The 14222-nt window shown below is 60.9% G+C and carries 18 protein-coding genes; all 18 read right to left on the bottom strand.

The features are described from left to right. Positions 1-84 precede the first annotated feature (84 nt). The 18 genes from PSFL_RS28030 to PSFL_RS28115 all read right to left on the bottom strand — a co-directional run bounded on the left by PSFL_RS28030 (position 85) and on the right by PSFL_RS28115 (position 14140). The gene (locus PSFL_RS28030; protein ID WP_169906054.1) at positions 85-282 is read right to left on the bottom strand and encodes a hypothetical protein; all 198 of its coding nucleotides are present in this window, start codon (positions 280-282) and stop codon (positions 85-87) included. A 165-nt stretch (positions 283-447) separates the two neighbouring features. Next, entirely contained in the window at positions 448-1209 is a 762-nt protein-coding gene (locus PSFL_RS28035) for a C40 family peptidase (RefSeq protein WP_397470710.1), read from the bottom strand. Positions 1210-1211: 2 nt separating this feature from the next. Then, a complete protein-coding gene (locus PSFL_RS28040) occupies positions 1212-1964 on the bottom strand; it encodes a phage minor tail protein L (RefSeq protein ID WP_397470711.1) in 753 nt (250 codons plus the stop codon). An 11-nt stretch (positions 1965-1975) separates the two neighbouring features. After that, complete coding sequence (locus PSFL_RS28045) at positions 1976-2314, bottom strand: phage tail protein (protein WP_397470712.1); 339 nt, start codon at positions 2312-2314, stop codon at positions 1976-1978. Then, a complete protein-coding gene (locus tag PSFL_RS28050) occupies positions 2314-5370 on the bottom strand; it encodes a phage tail tape measure protein (RefSeq protein ID WP_397470713.1) in 3057 nt (1018 codons plus the stop codon). The genes PSFL_RS28045 and PSFL_RS28050 overlap by 1 nt, the downstream gene beginning before the upstream one ends. Before the next feature lie 27 nt (positions 5371-5397). After that, positions 5398-5700 (bottom strand): DUF1799 domain-containing protein, encoded by a 303-nt coding sequence (locus tag PSFL_RS28055; RefSeq protein WP_397470714.1) that lies wholly within the window; start codon positions 5698-5700, stop codon positions 5398-5400. A gap of 17 nt (positions 5701-5717) precedes the next feature. Further along, a complete protein-coding gene (locus PSFL_RS28060) occupies positions 5718-6098 on the bottom strand; it encodes a phage tail assembly chaperone (RefSeq protein WP_397470715.1) in 381 nt (126 codons plus the stop codon). Between the two features lie 3 nt (positions 6099-6101). Next, a complete protein-coding gene (locus PSFL_RS28065; RefSeq protein ID WP_078825120.1) occupies positions 6102-6758 on the bottom strand; it encodes a phage tail protein in 657 nt (218 codons plus the stop codon). Between the two features lie 73 nt (positions 6759-6831). Next, the gene (locus PSFL_RS28070) at positions 6832-7248 is read right to left on the bottom strand and encodes a phage tail terminator-like protein (RefSeq protein ID WP_397470716.1); all 417 of its coding nucleotides are present in this window, start codon (positions 7246-7248) and stop codon (positions 6832-6834) included. After that, positions 7245-7901: a hypothetical protein gene (locus tag PSFL_RS28075; RefSeq protein ID WP_397470717.1), complete on the bottom strand. Its 657-nt coding sequence runs from the start codon at positions 7899-7901 to the stop codon at positions 7245-7247. Before PSFL_RS28075 ends, PSFL_RS28070 begins: the two co-directional genes overlap by 4 nt. Beyond that, positions 7898-8266, bottom strand: a complete 369-nt coding sequence (locus PSFL_RS28080; RefSeq protein ID WP_397470718.1) for a hypothetical protein — start codon at positions 8264-8266, stop codon at positions 7898-7900. Before PSFL_RS28080 ends, PSFL_RS28075 begins: the two co-directional genes overlap by 4 nt. 17 nt (positions 8267-8283) lie before the next feature. After that, a complete protein-coding gene (locus tag PSFL_RS28085; protein WP_397470719.1) occupies positions 8284-8787 on the bottom strand; it encodes a DnaT-like ssDNA-binding protein in 504 nt (167 codons plus the stop codon). Between the two features lie 59 nt (positions 8788-8846). Continuing rightward, positions 8847-9422 carry a hypothetical protein gene (locus tag PSFL_RS28090; protein ID WP_397470720.1) on the bottom strand — a complete coding sequence of 192 codons (576 nt, stop codon included), beginning with the start codon at positions 9420-9422 and terminating at the stop codon, positions 8847-8849. Positions 9423-9471: 49 nt separating this feature from the next. After that, complete coding sequence (locus PSFL_RS28095) at positions 9472-10440, bottom strand: major capsid protein (RefSeq protein ID WP_078825126.1); 969 nt, start codon at positions 10438-10440, stop codon at positions 9472-9474. 11 nt (positions 10441-10451) lie between these two features. Then, positions 10452-11162 carry a hypothetical protein gene (locus PSFL_RS28100; protein ID WP_010567903.1) on the bottom strand — a complete coding sequence of 237 codons (711 nt, stop codon included), beginning with the start codon at positions 11160-11162 and terminating at the stop codon, positions 10452-10454. Between the two features lie 87 nt (positions 11163-11249). Further along, positions 11250-11603: a Gp49 family protein gene (locus tag PSFL_RS28105; RefSeq protein ID WP_146386629.1), complete on the bottom strand. Its 354-nt coding sequence runs from the start codon at positions 11601-11603 to the stop codon at positions 11250-11252. Positions 11604-11616: 13 nt separating this feature from the next. Next, positions 11617-12705: a minor capsid protein gene (locus tag PSFL_RS28110; protein WP_397470721.1), complete on the bottom strand. Its 1089-nt coding sequence runs from the start codon at positions 12703-12705 to the stop codon at positions 11617-11619. Then, entirely contained in the window at positions 12680-14140 is a 1461-nt protein-coding gene (locus tag PSFL_RS28115) for a DUF4055 domain-containing protein (RefSeq protein ID WP_397470724.1), read from the bottom strand. The genes PSFL_RS28110 and PSFL_RS28115 overlap by 26 nt, the downstream gene beginning before the upstream one ends. Positions 14141-14222: the final 82 nt, after the last annotated feature.

The raw sequence follows: 14222 nt of genomic DNA on the forward strand, positions 1-14222 counted from the left end.
TTGGTTTGGCGGGACTGTAGCACTGGGAAAGCCAGATGCAAAAAACCCGGCGCTTGGCCGGGGTTCATGAGTCTGCTTCTGACCTTACAACGAGCGTAGCTCAGTGAATGCCCGAGCAATGCAGTAAGGAATCACTGCACAGGTCAGCCCCATTGCAGCTGCGGCCGCTTCCTGCGGGGCGCTTTTCGCAAGCATCATCCCGCCAAAGCCCACAACCGCACCTATAAACGACATTACGATGGTGACGAACCACATAAATTTGGCCAAGTTGATTCCCTTCATCCGATGATTGTTCTTGCTCACTCGCTACGAGCGAGCCGCTCTTTCGCGAGGAATCTACAGTTGTCGTTGCGCAAGGTCAATTTGCCATCACTCAACAGATGTACTGCTCAGCCACCAAACGTGGACGGAATGCCAATTCTGCATGACTTGCGTGCCCCCGCCGTGTCACGGTTGTTTTGCGTCCTTATGCCTGAGGATCAGACGCGTACGGTCATGCCAAGGGCCGCCGCAGACAATTATCTCTGACGGCCTGCCGTATAGGTGGTGCAGCAGGAAAGGGCCAGGGCCGAAAACGCCTGAATCCTCACCAGGCAGTGACGGGTCGGTGCCAAGGTAAATGCCAGCGTGGTTCGGGTGAGCAGTCCGGCCAACCTGCATAACGATCATGTCACCGCGCTGCGGTCGGTCGACGCAGACAAAGCCAGCCGCCTCGTAGTGCTGCTCGTACAGGCTCGCGTTCTCCGCGCTTTCCCACCAGCCATCGGTGCGCTGGAAAGCTTCGAACTCCAAACCCCATTCGCGCGCATACCAGTCAGCGCAAACCTGCCAGCAGTCCCAGGCCCCATGTACGAACGGCCGGCTGAGCAGTGGAGTGCTGCCCGTTGGCGTGATGGTGCGCATGTCGCCCTCGGGCCAACTCAAGATATGCCAGGGCAAGGCCGTGGCCTCGCACATGGCCAGGTCATGCGGTGACGGCCTGCTGGTGGCGTCCGGGTGGGAGTGAACGATGCCGATCACTTCGCCCAGGTCTTCCGCCGCGGCGTAGTCCTCGGGATCAAGCCTGAACTCTTCGCTTGGCTCTGTGGCGATGTTCCGGCACGGGAAATACTTCTGCTTGCGACCGATGGCCAGCAACAAACCACAGCACTCTTTCGGGTACTGAGCCGCCGCGTGCGCCTGGATGGCCGCAATGATGTGCTTGCGCATGGTCAGCTCCGGGCTATGAGGGAAACGGCGGGGAATCCGCCGAAAGACAGTTCGTTGTTCTCGCCGAAACGTTTCTTGCAAGACGACAGGCAGCCCTTGCACTGATCCAGTGCTGGATCATCCGTGGGATTGTCCTCGTCGTCGAACATGGCCGCGCCGGTGTAGCCGCAATCCGGACCACGATATCCATTCGTCATGGCCCAGTGGCAGAAAGTCGTCATCTGCCGACCGGGCAGCCCGTGGTTGTCGATCTCGCCTGGCGAAGACAGCTCCCAGACCACCGCCTCACCGTCCTCGCTGGTTTTCTGGTCGATGTACCAGATCTCCAGCGCCTCCTGGGTCGGATCGGCAGTTGGGTTGCCTTCAGGAAAGTTTGCCGCATCCAGGTACTGGGCAAGGGTTTCGCGAACCGTCAGTTTGAACTTGAGCATGTCCTCGAAGGCCAGGCACAAAGCTGTAACCCGTCCATTCACATTGCCCGCGGCGAACGTCGGCCGAGAGGCGGTGCCGTCGCTGCTCGAGGAGATACCCTCAATCTGCACCGGCCAGGCCGCGTACTCCTGGCCCTGCCAGATAATCGACTTGGCGGGTAGATCCTCTTCCGAGCCCTCATAGGCCAGCAATTCCTCTGGCGTGTGAGGGATGGCGTGCCCGTGGAAGCGCAGGTAATCGGCGCCGTATTCCGTCCCGTCAATTTCAAACAGGCGAATCTCGCCGCCGGGCTCCAGTTTCTGGATGTCCGTGATCAGTGCCATGGGCGGTTATCTCAGGGGTGGAAGGTTTGCTGGAAAGTGGCGGTGATGGCGTAGACCTGGCCGCCACGGTGCACAGGCTTGTAGCCGTTGCACTTGTAGAGGCCAAGCTCGCCCAGGGGCGGCTCCCAGAGGAAGCCCTTCGCCCCTTTGTGCCGGTCGAGGAACGCCATGATGTCCTTGATGCGCCCCTTCAAACCGGTGAAGGTCACCGGCCAGGATTGCGACCGGTTGTTGAGGCCGTCCTCTACCGACTGTTCGTATCCATCGCCGAACTGCTTGGAGCGGACGCGCTGGGCAACATCGCCCTCAGCGCCCTTCTCTGTCGCCCAGGTGAATCGTTCGATAGCCATCATCGCCCCTTGATTGCGTTGTTGATCACGCCACCCTGGCGCATGTCCCTACTCCGCAGCTCCTGATACTTCTGCTCAACGAACGTCGCCAGCTCCTTGCCGAAGAGGTCATAGCCAGGCGCGTCAGCGGTTGACGATGCGTTTCCGTCGCCGTCGATATGTACCTCGACATTGATCTGCGTTCCGCCAGCCCCGCCGCCGCCCATTGCCATAACCCCAAGCTTGCCGCTCGACGTCCGGGTCAGCGGCATGATTGCCTCCTCACCAGCTTCACCCATGACGCCGGTCTTGCCGTTGGCCATGCCAAACGCCGTGGGTTTGCTGACGATGGAGTTCGTGAATGCACCGCCGTCGGCGAACATCTGCACACCGCCCGACCACGCGCCGCCCTTGGCTTGCGGGAAGTAGGTGTTGGAGTAGCCGGCCGAAGAGGCGCCGAGGTTTGACGATGTGGCGCCAGCAGACCCGGCAGCCAGTCCATTGCCGCCGCCAGCAGCACTACCTCCGAGGTAGCTTGCTGCCGCGCCCACGAGACTGCCCAGCAATGCGGAGCTGGCTTGGCGGGTCGCGATGCGCGCCATGTCCGCCAGGATCGATTTGGCGAAGTCCGAGAACGACGCCTTACCGGTCATGGCAAAGTTGACGATGGAATCCTCCATGGAACTGAAGGCGTTGCCGAACAGGCTTTTGGTTTGCCCGGCGATGTTGCGCGCCGAATCCAGGTAGTTATCCCAGGCTGCCGTTGCGCCCTTCGTCCAATCGCCCTGGGCATTCTCCACATCCGCATAGTTCTGCCGGATCTGGTCGGTGGCGGCCTTGTTCGCATCGGCAAGCGCCTGCGACTTCCGCTTGAACTCTTCCTCCGACATGTTGCGCGACGGGTCAGACTTCTGGTTGGCCAGCTCCAGCGACTGCTGAGCAAACCGGTCTTGTTGGATATTCAGTTCGCCGCTGAGCGCGTTTTGGCGATCGCCCTGCCCTACGCCGAGCACTGCGCGCTGGCCTGCCAACTCCAAAGCCCGCTGTTGCTGCCCCAGCGCCTGCACGTAAGTGCTGATAGCCCGTTCCTGCTTGGCGAGTCGCCCGGTCTCGTTGGTCGCCAACACCTCAAGCTGGCTGTCGGCATCCTTCTGCGCCTTGACCATCCCTGCGCGCGCGTCGGCGATCTTCTGGTCCAGCTGGATGCTTTGCGCAGCGGACGTGGACTTCTTGCCCTTGGCGGCCTCAAGCGCTGCAATCTCGGCCTCGTAGGCCGACGTGACCTGATCAAGCTCGTTGCCGATCAGGGCCTGACGACGCAGAAGGTAGTCTTCATCAGATAGCAGGCCGGCCTTCTGTGCCGCCTCCAGTTCCTTCTGATAGTTCTTGTAGGTGTCGGTGATCGCCGCCAGGTCGTTCTTGGCGCTGTTGAAGCTGGTCAGATCGACCTGCGTACCGGCGGCTTTCGGATCCTTGAATTTGTCGTTGATGTTCGCGATGTTTTTATCGACCGTTGCCTGGGCCAGGCGAGGATCGTTCGGCGCTACCTTGCGGATATCGTCGAGTTGCTTTTTATAGTCCTTGAGGGCGTCTGCCCGCTTCTGCTCATTTGTCCAAGAGGACTTGGTGAGCGCGTCAACCTTCTGCATCGAGGTGATGGCGGCCTGTTGGGCCTTTGCCTGATCGCCTTCCAGCTTTGCAATTTCAGCCTGTGCCGCCTTCTGGTCCTCAAGCATGTTCAAGCGATTTTGATAGAGATCAATCATCTCCTGCTTGTTTTGAAACAGGCCAACGTCGCCGGACTGCGCGCTTGCCAAGTCTCGGCGGGCCTGTTCGATATCGGCGCCGATGTCCGGGCGGCCGATGTTCTTGAGGCTGTCAGCAGCGCGTGCGACCGCGTTATAGCCCTTCTCCCAGAAGCTCAGGTTCTCCAGAATCTTTGGCGTGCGCTCGTTGATCGCGTCGGCATAAGACTCGGTAGCAAGCTTTACGGCACCAGCATGGTCGCGCTGCTCTTCCAGCGCGGCGATCTGCGAGAACACCGAGGCGGTCAGGTAGTGGTACTGCTCGTTCAGGGCAGCGGAAGCCTTAACTGGGTCGTCGGCAAGCTTGACGAACTCGGATACCGTCTCGCTAACGGCCTTGCCGGTAGCTTCCTGCATCGACACGGCGGCTTGAGCGATGCTGGCGAAGCTTTCGCCCGCGATCTTGCCCTTGTCTGCCAGCTGAGCCAGGACAGCTGCGGCCTGTCCGGTTGTGCCAACGGTGGCGCTGACCTGGCGGGCCATATCACCCAACTGCCCAGCACTTAATCCTGCGTAGTTGCCGGTGAGGATCAGCGACTTGTTGTAGCTATCCTGCTCTTCGCTGCCCTTGTGGTAGGCGTAGGCCAGGCCACCCACGGCAGCGGTGGCCAGCGCCAAAGGTGCCAGAATGGCGAGAAGTCCAGCAGCGCCGGCACCCGCACCGGCGCCCAACTGAGCCACCGCCCGAACGCCGCTACCCCAATCACCAGACGACAGCGCGTTGCCGAGCTGAACGACGTTCTCCTGTGCCTGGCGCGTGCCGAGGCGCAGCTTGTCGAAACCGGTGGTGGTCTTTTCGAGTTTGGCGTAGTCCTTGTCGATCTTACCCAGGGCGCTGTTGTACTGGTCCTGGCTAATTCGACCCTCGTCGAGATGCTTGCCCAGTTGCTCGACCTGCGTGTCCAGCTTGGCCAGCGCTGCACGGGCAGGATCAATCGCACCCAGCAAACTGTTCAGCGCCTTCTGCTCATCCATTGCAGACTTGGCCAGGGCCACTTGCTGCTTATCGAGTTGAGCCGAGATCTTGGCCGCCTCGGCCTCGCCATAGGCGCCGGTCTTGGTCAGCTTGGCGAGAGCCTCACGTTGCTTTGCCAGGTCCTGGGTGGTTTTGGCGCTGGTGGACAGCGACTTTTCCAGGGCCTGCATTTCGTTCATCAGCGAAACGGCAGACTGCTCGGCCCGGCCGCCGGCCTTCGCCATTTCATCCAGGCTCGTTTTCGCCTGGATTGCATCGGCCGAGTCGATCTTGACGCCGAGTTCTGCAATGTTCATCGACTCACCTTGAATAAGTGCCCGTGGTTACGGGCTGTTTTCCCTTTCCTCCGCCATGACGCGCAGGGCTTCGCCTTCCAGGACCTGAAGGTCATGGAAGATTTCAGCGAGTTTCTTTTTCTTGATGCCGAGAAAACCGGCCACGTCGCGGATGCTGCTGTAGTCGAGACCGATCGCGCCGCCAGCGCCTGCTCGCCACTGGGTGGACATGCGGTTGAACAGGAGGAAGGCTGGCCAGTTGCAGGGCCAGACCTCCACTTCCTCAACCAGGTCGCCAGGAGCAAGGCCGAACATGCCGATTACCGTGTCCGGCACATCTGGCGAATACATCGCGCGGGCGGCGTCGGTCAGTTTCCCAGGCGGGCCTGGCTGTATGCGCCTTCATAGGCCTTAACGACCGCCTCGGCGGCACCCTGGCAGGACTTCACGAATGTGACGATGTTGTCGTCGCTGTATTCGTCATCGAAGCCCCAGCTGACTACCAGGTCCTTGATCTGCTGGGCTTGCTGCTCGGTATCCACGGCAACCACTTCAGACCAAGAAGGATTGTCGCCCAGCGCGGCCCTCGCCTTGTTCCGCGCCTCGTTCCACTCATCGAACAGAGCGGCAAGCTCGGCGCGATCCCGGTACTTGAAAGTGAACTCGACCTTCTCGGGCGCGCTGCCGACGATCGGGATCAGCACGGGCGCATTGAACGTAGCCTTTTGCGCAATACGGATCTTAGCCATGGGTTACACCGCCGCCGTCAGGTAGCGGGTCGGCTCGGCCTGCAACGCCAAGCTGACGGTACGGGTCAGCAGGTTGTTGCGGGACACCGCTGGCTGTTTGGAGAACGACGTGTAAGTGCCGTACAGCAGGGTGTCGTTACCGGGCAGGTTCAGGCGCGCCGCTTCGATCTGCTTGCCGGCGTCCGCCTTCAGCAGCACCCCGTTGAACGCCTGGGCCGGATCGTCGGCGATGGTGAGCACCATACTTGCTGCGGATTTGTCGGTGGGGATCTGCTTGCCCTGGTCATCCTCGAGGAACACCACATCCAGGTAGTTCTGTTCGCCACCGGAGAAGGCCACGTCGGAGATTTGCGGGATCTGCACCCAGGTCAGCACCTTGCGCATCGTGCCTGCGCCACCAGCAACCGGATAGACCTGCGTGTCGGTAGTGTCGATGCCTTCTAGAGTAATCGCCGTGGCCGTGGCTGCCTTCACGCGCACCACCTTGCTATCCAGCTTGCTCCAGCCAGACGTCAACAGAACAATATCGCCGGCAGCGATGGTGCCACCTACAACGGTGGCCACCGCCTCGGCAGCGTTGCTGATGGCAGTGAACGCCAGTGCGGTCGCGTAGGTTGCGGCGTGCTGGAAGGTGCCGCCGTTCGGGAGTTTGTAGCCCATGGGGTATTTCCTCTTTGCAGATGTGAAAAAACCCGCTCAATGGCGGGTCTTTGGGTTTGCCCAATGGGCGGGATCAGTTGGTGTCGGCTCGGTACAGGAACGAGACTGGAACGGTATAAGTTGAATCGCCTGTGATGCCGGGCCCAGGGTCAACTGGCGACATGGTCACCACGGTGACCGCGCCCTTCGTGTCCCTGGCATATAGCGGGAACAGATCTGTCAGTTCTGCTGCGATTGGATTCGTCTTGGCCTTGCCGGTACCGGACGGTGCGATGATGCTCACCTGGAATACTCCGGTGAACAGCCGGTGATCCCCGCCGAGCGTGTTGCTCGCGGTATCGCCCGGAATTGCGAAAGCACGCAGATACGTCTCGCCTGCCGCCGGCGTGTAGGCCGTGTTCTCGAACACGATCTTCAGCTTCTCCGACCTGGCAGCGTTCCAGGCGATGAGCTTGGCCTCGTAGATCGAGGCGATGATTGCGTGACTCATACCTGGTTGTTCCTGATGGCCTCCAGCACGATCTGCTGAAAGCGAGCCACGGTTACCCTGACCATACCGCCGGGGGCCTGGGTGGATTGGCCGAACTCCAGCGGGATCGCATAGGGCAAGTTGTTGATGATGTAGGCCGTCTGGCCGGCGGTGAAATCGCTCATAGCGGCGACCAGCGCAGCGGTGGTTTCAGCACCACTTGGGTCTACCTCGTCGAAAGTGACGCTCTCGACCACGCCGAGCGATATGTGCCAGTTCGCACGGAACCGGCCGCCGACGTAGTCCTTTCCTGCCACCAGGCCGTTCACGTTGAAGTTCTGGTCGCGCTCGGTCTTTGTCAGGGGTTTGGCGTACTTCACACCCTTTCGCAATTTGCCGGCTTTGGTGAAGTTCGACTCGTTGAGGTTGATGATCGTATTGCGGACCGCGACCTTGAAGTCATAGTCGTCGGCCGCCCGGGTGTTCGCCTCACGATGAGCAACGTTTGCGGCCCAGATCTCCGGGTTACCCACGGGAGACATTCGAATCAGGCTGCTGCCGACCTCGATGATGATTTCGCGCATACTAGCGTCGATGGCCTCGCTGGTCTGGGCGGCGAACTCGGCGAGGCTCAGTGCGAAACTGCCGGATTGACCGGCGCCTGCCCGACTCATGACCGAACCTGCAGTTCATACAGAATCGGCGTGCCGGCGGGGTTGACCTCTTTCAGCGGAGGAACGATTGACCAGGTACGCCCCTGAGCGACCACTTTGTCGAGCAGCCCCGGCGCCCAGGCCAACCCCTGCGCGGCGATCTTGAGCTTCTTGTCGCCCTGTTTGATCAGGCTGTTGTTCTGGAATTCTTGGCCGGTGAAGTCGAGCAGAATGCCCTGGGCGATCTGTTCGACAGTTGCCCCCGGAGCTTCCCCGCCCGTCTCCGGGTCGTACTCGCCCGGCTCCGTCTTGATGATGGTCACGGGCTGGCCGAACTCTGTGATCATCTCCAGAGCCATCACGGCCATTTCGTCGTAGAAGGCCATGGTGGTCTCCGCTGTGTCTATGCGCGTACTGCGAACAGCCCACGCTTTTGAAGGTAGTCGGCAAACTGCGTTGCGCTCGGACGATCAGGCGCCGCTGGCAGCAGCCGGTTACTAGTAGACGGAATAGCCGCATACTGTCGCGTCACCGCCCCCTCAACACGATCCAGCAGCACAGCTCCTTTGCGCTTCTCCACCGGGTCGATATCGTCCTGATGAATCTCAGCGGCCAGGGCCATCTGCCCGTACTGGATGCGCGCCGGCAGGTAATTGTTCGGCTTGATCTCCTGATCCAGCAGCACTTCCCGGCGCGGCCAGGACAAGGCCTGCTCGCTGCTCATCTTGCGGCCTTTCCAGGTCTTGCCATCCATCGCCAAGGCGGCCCGGCGCAGCAATGCTTCCTGCTCGGGAACGCCTGCGGGGATGACTGTGCCGAATTTCGCGGCATACAGGGCCAAGTCCTCAGCGCTCGCGTAGCTTTCGGCGTCAGGCTTGCCGGTGCCGTCCTCGATGATGAGTGTCATGCGTCAACTCGCTGGAATGGTTTGAAGATTGGCCACCGGGTCACCGGCAGCCAGCATTATCAAGCCTTGGGCAGATCAGCGACGAGCTTTTCCAAGGATTCTTTCGATGCGTTGGCCCGGTATGGCACCTTCGCTTCGTCGAGCCTGGCTTTCAGTTCGGCGACTTCCTTCGCGTCGGCATCTTCCCGATCCGCTTTGCCGACCTGCTGGAGAAGGTCATCTACCTGCAGTTGCAGAGCTTTCACCTTCTCGACTTCACCGTCACGCTCGCGAATGAGGCTTTCCGCGCCGGCGCTTACCGCTTCGAACACCTGAAACAGGCGATCAGCGATCGGGCCAAGATCACCTTCGGGGCGCACCAGCGCTTGATCAGCGAATGACTCGACGATCAGGCCGACAGATTCGAGTTCGGCACGGAAGGCGTCGATGTTGATGCTGGAGTTTCCGCCATCGATCAGCAGTACCGTCGGCACTTCCTTGACCGTCACGTCGGGCACATCGTCGGCAGCATCTTCGCGGCTTTCGGTAACGCTTGCGTCGACGATGCGCAGGCCATTCGCCTTGGCCAGCGCCTTCACGTCTTCCTGGTACTGGTGGAATGGACCAGGCAGATACCAGATGTTCTTGTTGCTCATGATCGTGTCCTCGCCGAGCCGGGCACTGGGCCCGACTCAGCTGTCAGGGTTACTTGGAGGCGTCACCGATCAGAGCCACACCGGCGGTGTGCTTGATGCTGGTAGCGGTCTTGTCCCAGTTCGTCCCAGTGGCCAACTCGGCGTCGGTAGGCGACTTGCCGCCGGTGGTGGTGTCCCAGGTGTAGCCCTTCAGACCCAGGCCGAAGGTGTAGTCGGTCTGGAGCGTGGTTTCGATACGCTCCTTGCCGTTGGTGGTCTGGACATTGCTGATGATGTCGCGGCCGTCGTGGACCAGCGCAGCGCCTTGCACCAAGGACAGGATGATTTCCTTGTTCGGGGTGCCGGCCTGCATCAGCGCCGGAGCATCCGTCACAACGGAGATCTTGCCGAGGATGTCCACCACCCGGACGTTGCCCGCCTGAAACAATTGCTGCTGGTTCGCCAGGTTCTGCCCGACCAACTTGTGGTAGCTGGTGCCCTGCATGACCTGGGTGACCAGGTTCTGGCTGGCGTCGCCAAACTTCGCGTGAGCGTTGTTCAAGCCGGCGTAGGTGATGCCGGCGGTAGCCGACACATCGTTGACCGCGGCGGCCTGGGCGGTGATTGCAGCAACCAGGGCAGCGATCGCGGTGTTCAGCTGGTCCTTCAGCAGGATTTCAGCGAACGCACGGCTGGCGACCTCGATGCCTTGCGCGGTTGGACGCTCCAGCCAGGTCATCTGCGACGGCTCGTAGCGGATCGGACCGAAGCCGCCGGCCACCTTCACCGAAGTGTTCTTCAGCTCGGTCAGATCGGTTGCAGCGACAGTAGCGTTTGCGCTGTAGCGATCCACACGGCGCTGGGCAGCCGCCAGGGTCTGGAAGAACGACTCTTGGAGGAAGTCGCCAGTGAAACCGTCCGGAGACAGCACGATTGCACCACGGCTGGCGGCGTTGAAAGCGGCGAGATACTGATCCAGCGTCTCGAGAGTCGCCGGCATGATGTATTCGTTGAAAACCTGCATTTGCGACAGGGACATGAGTTATTTCCTTACGATTGTGGGAGATCCGGGAACCGGCTCGCGATTGCGGCCTGCCGTTCCTCTTTGGTGCCGCCGATTTTTCCTTTTGCGGCCCCGCCGCCACCTCCAGCACCCGCAGCCCCGCCGCCAGATGCTTTGCTACCCGCGATCAACGGCGCGAAGGCCGTGTCGTTTGCGAATTCTGCTTTCAGCTCTTCCAGCGTTGCTGCGGAGAGCTTGCCCTGCTGGTCGAGGACGACCACAACAGGCTTCCCGTCGCGCTGCTCGACGCTCAAACGGCGTTCGATATGCGGCAACAGGGCTTTGGCGCTGCCTGGGATTGCCAGGGCAGACGCGATGTCAGTAGCGGTACGGCCGACGGTCAGATCCCGGATCTGAGTGCTCAGCGTTCCACGCTCCTGTTCCAGCATGCCGTTGAGCTCAGCTTCGCGGCGGTTGTACTTTTCGGACCAGGATTTTTCGAGTTCTTCGACGTTGCCGGACTTGCGAGCGGCCTCTTCACGCTCCAGTCGGGCCTGCTCTTCCGCATCCTTGCGAGCCTTCTCGGCGGCTTTCTTCTCGCCGAGCAGCTCTTCCACCTTCGACTTCAGGCCGGATACATCTTCTGGTTGCGGCAGGCCTTCAATACCGAGGACAAACTTGCCTTCCTTCTCGGTGTAGAGCGATTTAACGGAGTCATCGAGACCGTCAAGAGTGTCCAGCTGATATTTCAAACCCATTTGCTTGTCTCCCAGAGACGATTTGCAGGCCCTGCCCGCAGACATGAAAAAGCCGGCTCATGGCCGGCCTGGTGATTCGGTGTTCGGTTACTTGGCTTCGTGCAGTTGCTGTTTGAGCGCGTAGCCCATCAGCGGCCATACTTTCTGCTCGGCGTTCTGGCGGGCGATCTTGCGGCCAACCTCCGCGTCGAAGTTCTCAGGGCTGGCGCATGCGCTCTCGCCGGTGACGGTGAAGCCGTTGCGCAACACCAGGACGCAGAAGGTCAGCAGATCCAGCGACTTGTCGGTGTATTGCGCCAAATGGGGGTCGCTGCCATGCACGCCGTCTTGAGCAGTGAAGTAGTGGCACCCCTTGATATTGGCTTGCAGGTCTGCCGGAGTGATGCGCGGCGCAGTCAGGCCCTTGGCTTGAATCTCTTGCTCGATTGCTTTGTCGTTCATGTGGATCTCCAGGTTATTTGATGCCCGCCCGCTCGAACGCCAGAGGCTCAAGAGCCTTCATCTGCACAAGGGTCAGAGGTGAAAAGTTTCGATCAAGCTGAAGCTCGGAGAATCGTTCGATGCTCAGGCCGCCTTCGCGGAATAGCTTGGCGCGGACCGGGCCGATGGCCTTGTCCTGGAACGCTGCCGGCTGCTGCTTGAGCCAGTCGTAGTAGGTGAGGTCTGCCCTCACCTGCTGCGCACCGCCGTCGCCGATGGATGCCCGCGTGGCGTCCTTGGCGAAAAAGGCGCTGAAGCGCGTCACCGCCACCACCGTAGAGCGGCAGTTGATGTGGATCGGCGGCCTTGGTCCCTCAGTCAGCTTGAACCGGCGCTTATCAAGCGTTCGGCATTGGCTGGTTGTCTTCGAATCCAGGGTGCTGACCCACTCCACCGACTGCACGACGTCGCTGTTTTCCTTCAGCGTCTCCATGCGCGCCTGTGTGGCGACGTGCTGCACCGCCGTCCGCACGATGGCACCGGCGTTGCGGTTGGTCGTGGCCAGGATGCCGTCGTTGTACTGGAGCGCCTTGGTGCCGCGAATGTTCTTGATGATCTGGAAGTTCGTCTGGCCTTCGAAGAAGCCTTGCCTGATCGCGCCTGTGAGGCGTTGCCGCTCGGTAGCGGTGAACCCATCAATGAACGACTTGAGTAGCTTCCCGCCGTCGGCACCGCGCACGCTGAGCGGGTTCGTGAGGATTGCCGCCCTGATGGCAGCAGCACCTGGCACCGCCGCATCAAAGGTGATGCCCACCGGCGCCGCCCGGGTCAAGCTGGTCGCTTCGAACTCGGCCTCGTAGTTGGCGATATCCACCAGGTCGAGGTTCAGCTTCTCGCTGTACCGGTCGAAGATGCCCAGCAGCAGGCTATCAACCTCGCTCAGCAGCCGCTCCAGGCGGGCGACGGTGTAGTCCGTCAGGTCCGTCCGCGTCAGCCGCTCACGAATCGAGCGGTCGATCTCCTTGAGGAACGGCGCGAACTTCGCCACCTCTCCAGACTTCAACTGCTCCAGGAACACCGCATGCCGGATGGTGGCGTCAAGGATTGCTTGGTTTGCCGCCATTCGGAATTACCTCGGTGTCGTCCAGGGCTGGCCCAGTGCTTTGTGCCTCCAGCTCATCCCGGATTTCGTCGTCTGTTTTCTCAGGGTTGATGACGCCTCGATCGCGCAGGTACTGCCAGAAGTCGCCTTCCGGTAGCTTGCCGCCCTGCACCGCATTGAACAGCGCTGCAAGGATCGTCGCGTCCAGAGTGATCTGGCTGAAGTCTTGGTTGAGCTTGTAGACCACCTCTCCGGGCGCGTTCACGAACTCAGCCATCCAGACCAGGCACTGGCTGTACGCCTCGCTGACGTTGCTCACCACCAGGGAGAGAACACTGTGTTCGGCGGCGCTGTCGTTGTCGGCCTGGGTTGCGGTCTTCACTGCGCTACCACGCTCGATCAGGCGGGCGCCGAGGGAAACCATGTCCTGCTTCTTGGCGTCCATGGCCTCTTTCACGAGCGTGTTCGGCTCGGGCTGAGCAAACCCGCACGATCCATTGGCGGGAAGCGTCAACGGTGCCCTGGAGCCGACGTAAATGCCGTTGGCTTCAAGGTGATCGCGCCAGGCTTCGTCCAGTCCGGAGATCCAGAACTGCGGCTGACCAGAGAACCAGACAGAGTCCTCATAGTCCGCACTGTTGCAGTAGTGACCGATGTTCAGCACCGCCATGTCATACAGCGGCGCGTCGTCGATGCTGGTGTCGTTGTTTTCGCTACCAAGGAAGTGGAACGGGATGATCCGCCAAGGCTGGCCCGCGCCATTCAGGGGGGTGAATGGCGGGATAATCATAGCCGTCTGGCTTGTTCCCTCTTCCCACACCTCCTGGGTGTAAACGCCGGTCTCGTCCAGGCGCAGCACTCGGTATCGCGTCACCTTTTCGCTGCCGAAGCCATCATCGGTGTCGACATCTACAGATTCTTGCAGAACAACCAAGCTCAGCAAGTGCTGACCACCGACCTTGCGGGTTTTCCAGTTCCTGATCGACTCGGCCGGGTAACTCGCAACGCTTGCGCGAGCGCGACCCGCCTGTTCGTCCGCCTTGCTCACTGTACCGGTCTGCACCGCGGCGTAGTCCACCAGCAAGCCGTGCCGACCAACCTCGAGCAGATGCCCGATGACCGACTGAGACTGCTGATAAACGCTCACGCCCTGCCCGTCGATGTCCGTGGCGACGTAATCCAGTGCGCCGGGGACCGTCAGCGTTGGCCAGGTGCGGAACACGGCCCCCACCAGACTGTGCTTCGTGCGCCCGGTAGCGTTGTAGTACACGGCCCGCTGCTTGTACGACTTGTACCGTTCAAGGTTCTCAGGGCTGGTGTCGTGCTTGTTGGGCCTGGGCAAGTAAACATCGCCGCGCCCCTTGACCGTCTCGGAGCCCTTGCACACGTCGCGCACCAGCCGCCAACGGGACTGTGCCGCGTCGTACTCCGGGCGGGTGTATGTGACGTCTGCCATTAGCGTGCGAATCCCATTTTGATTGATTTGACCGGCTTCTTTGCGCTCTTGGCGACAGCGAAGTACCGGAATGCATCGGAGC

The organism is Pseudomonas sp. DD1 (genome assembly GCF_044510355.1).
Classification (GTDB): domain Bacteria; phylum Pseudomonadota; class Gammaproteobacteria; order Pseudomonadales; family Pseudomonadaceae; genus Aquipseudomonas; species Aquipseudomonas shahriarae.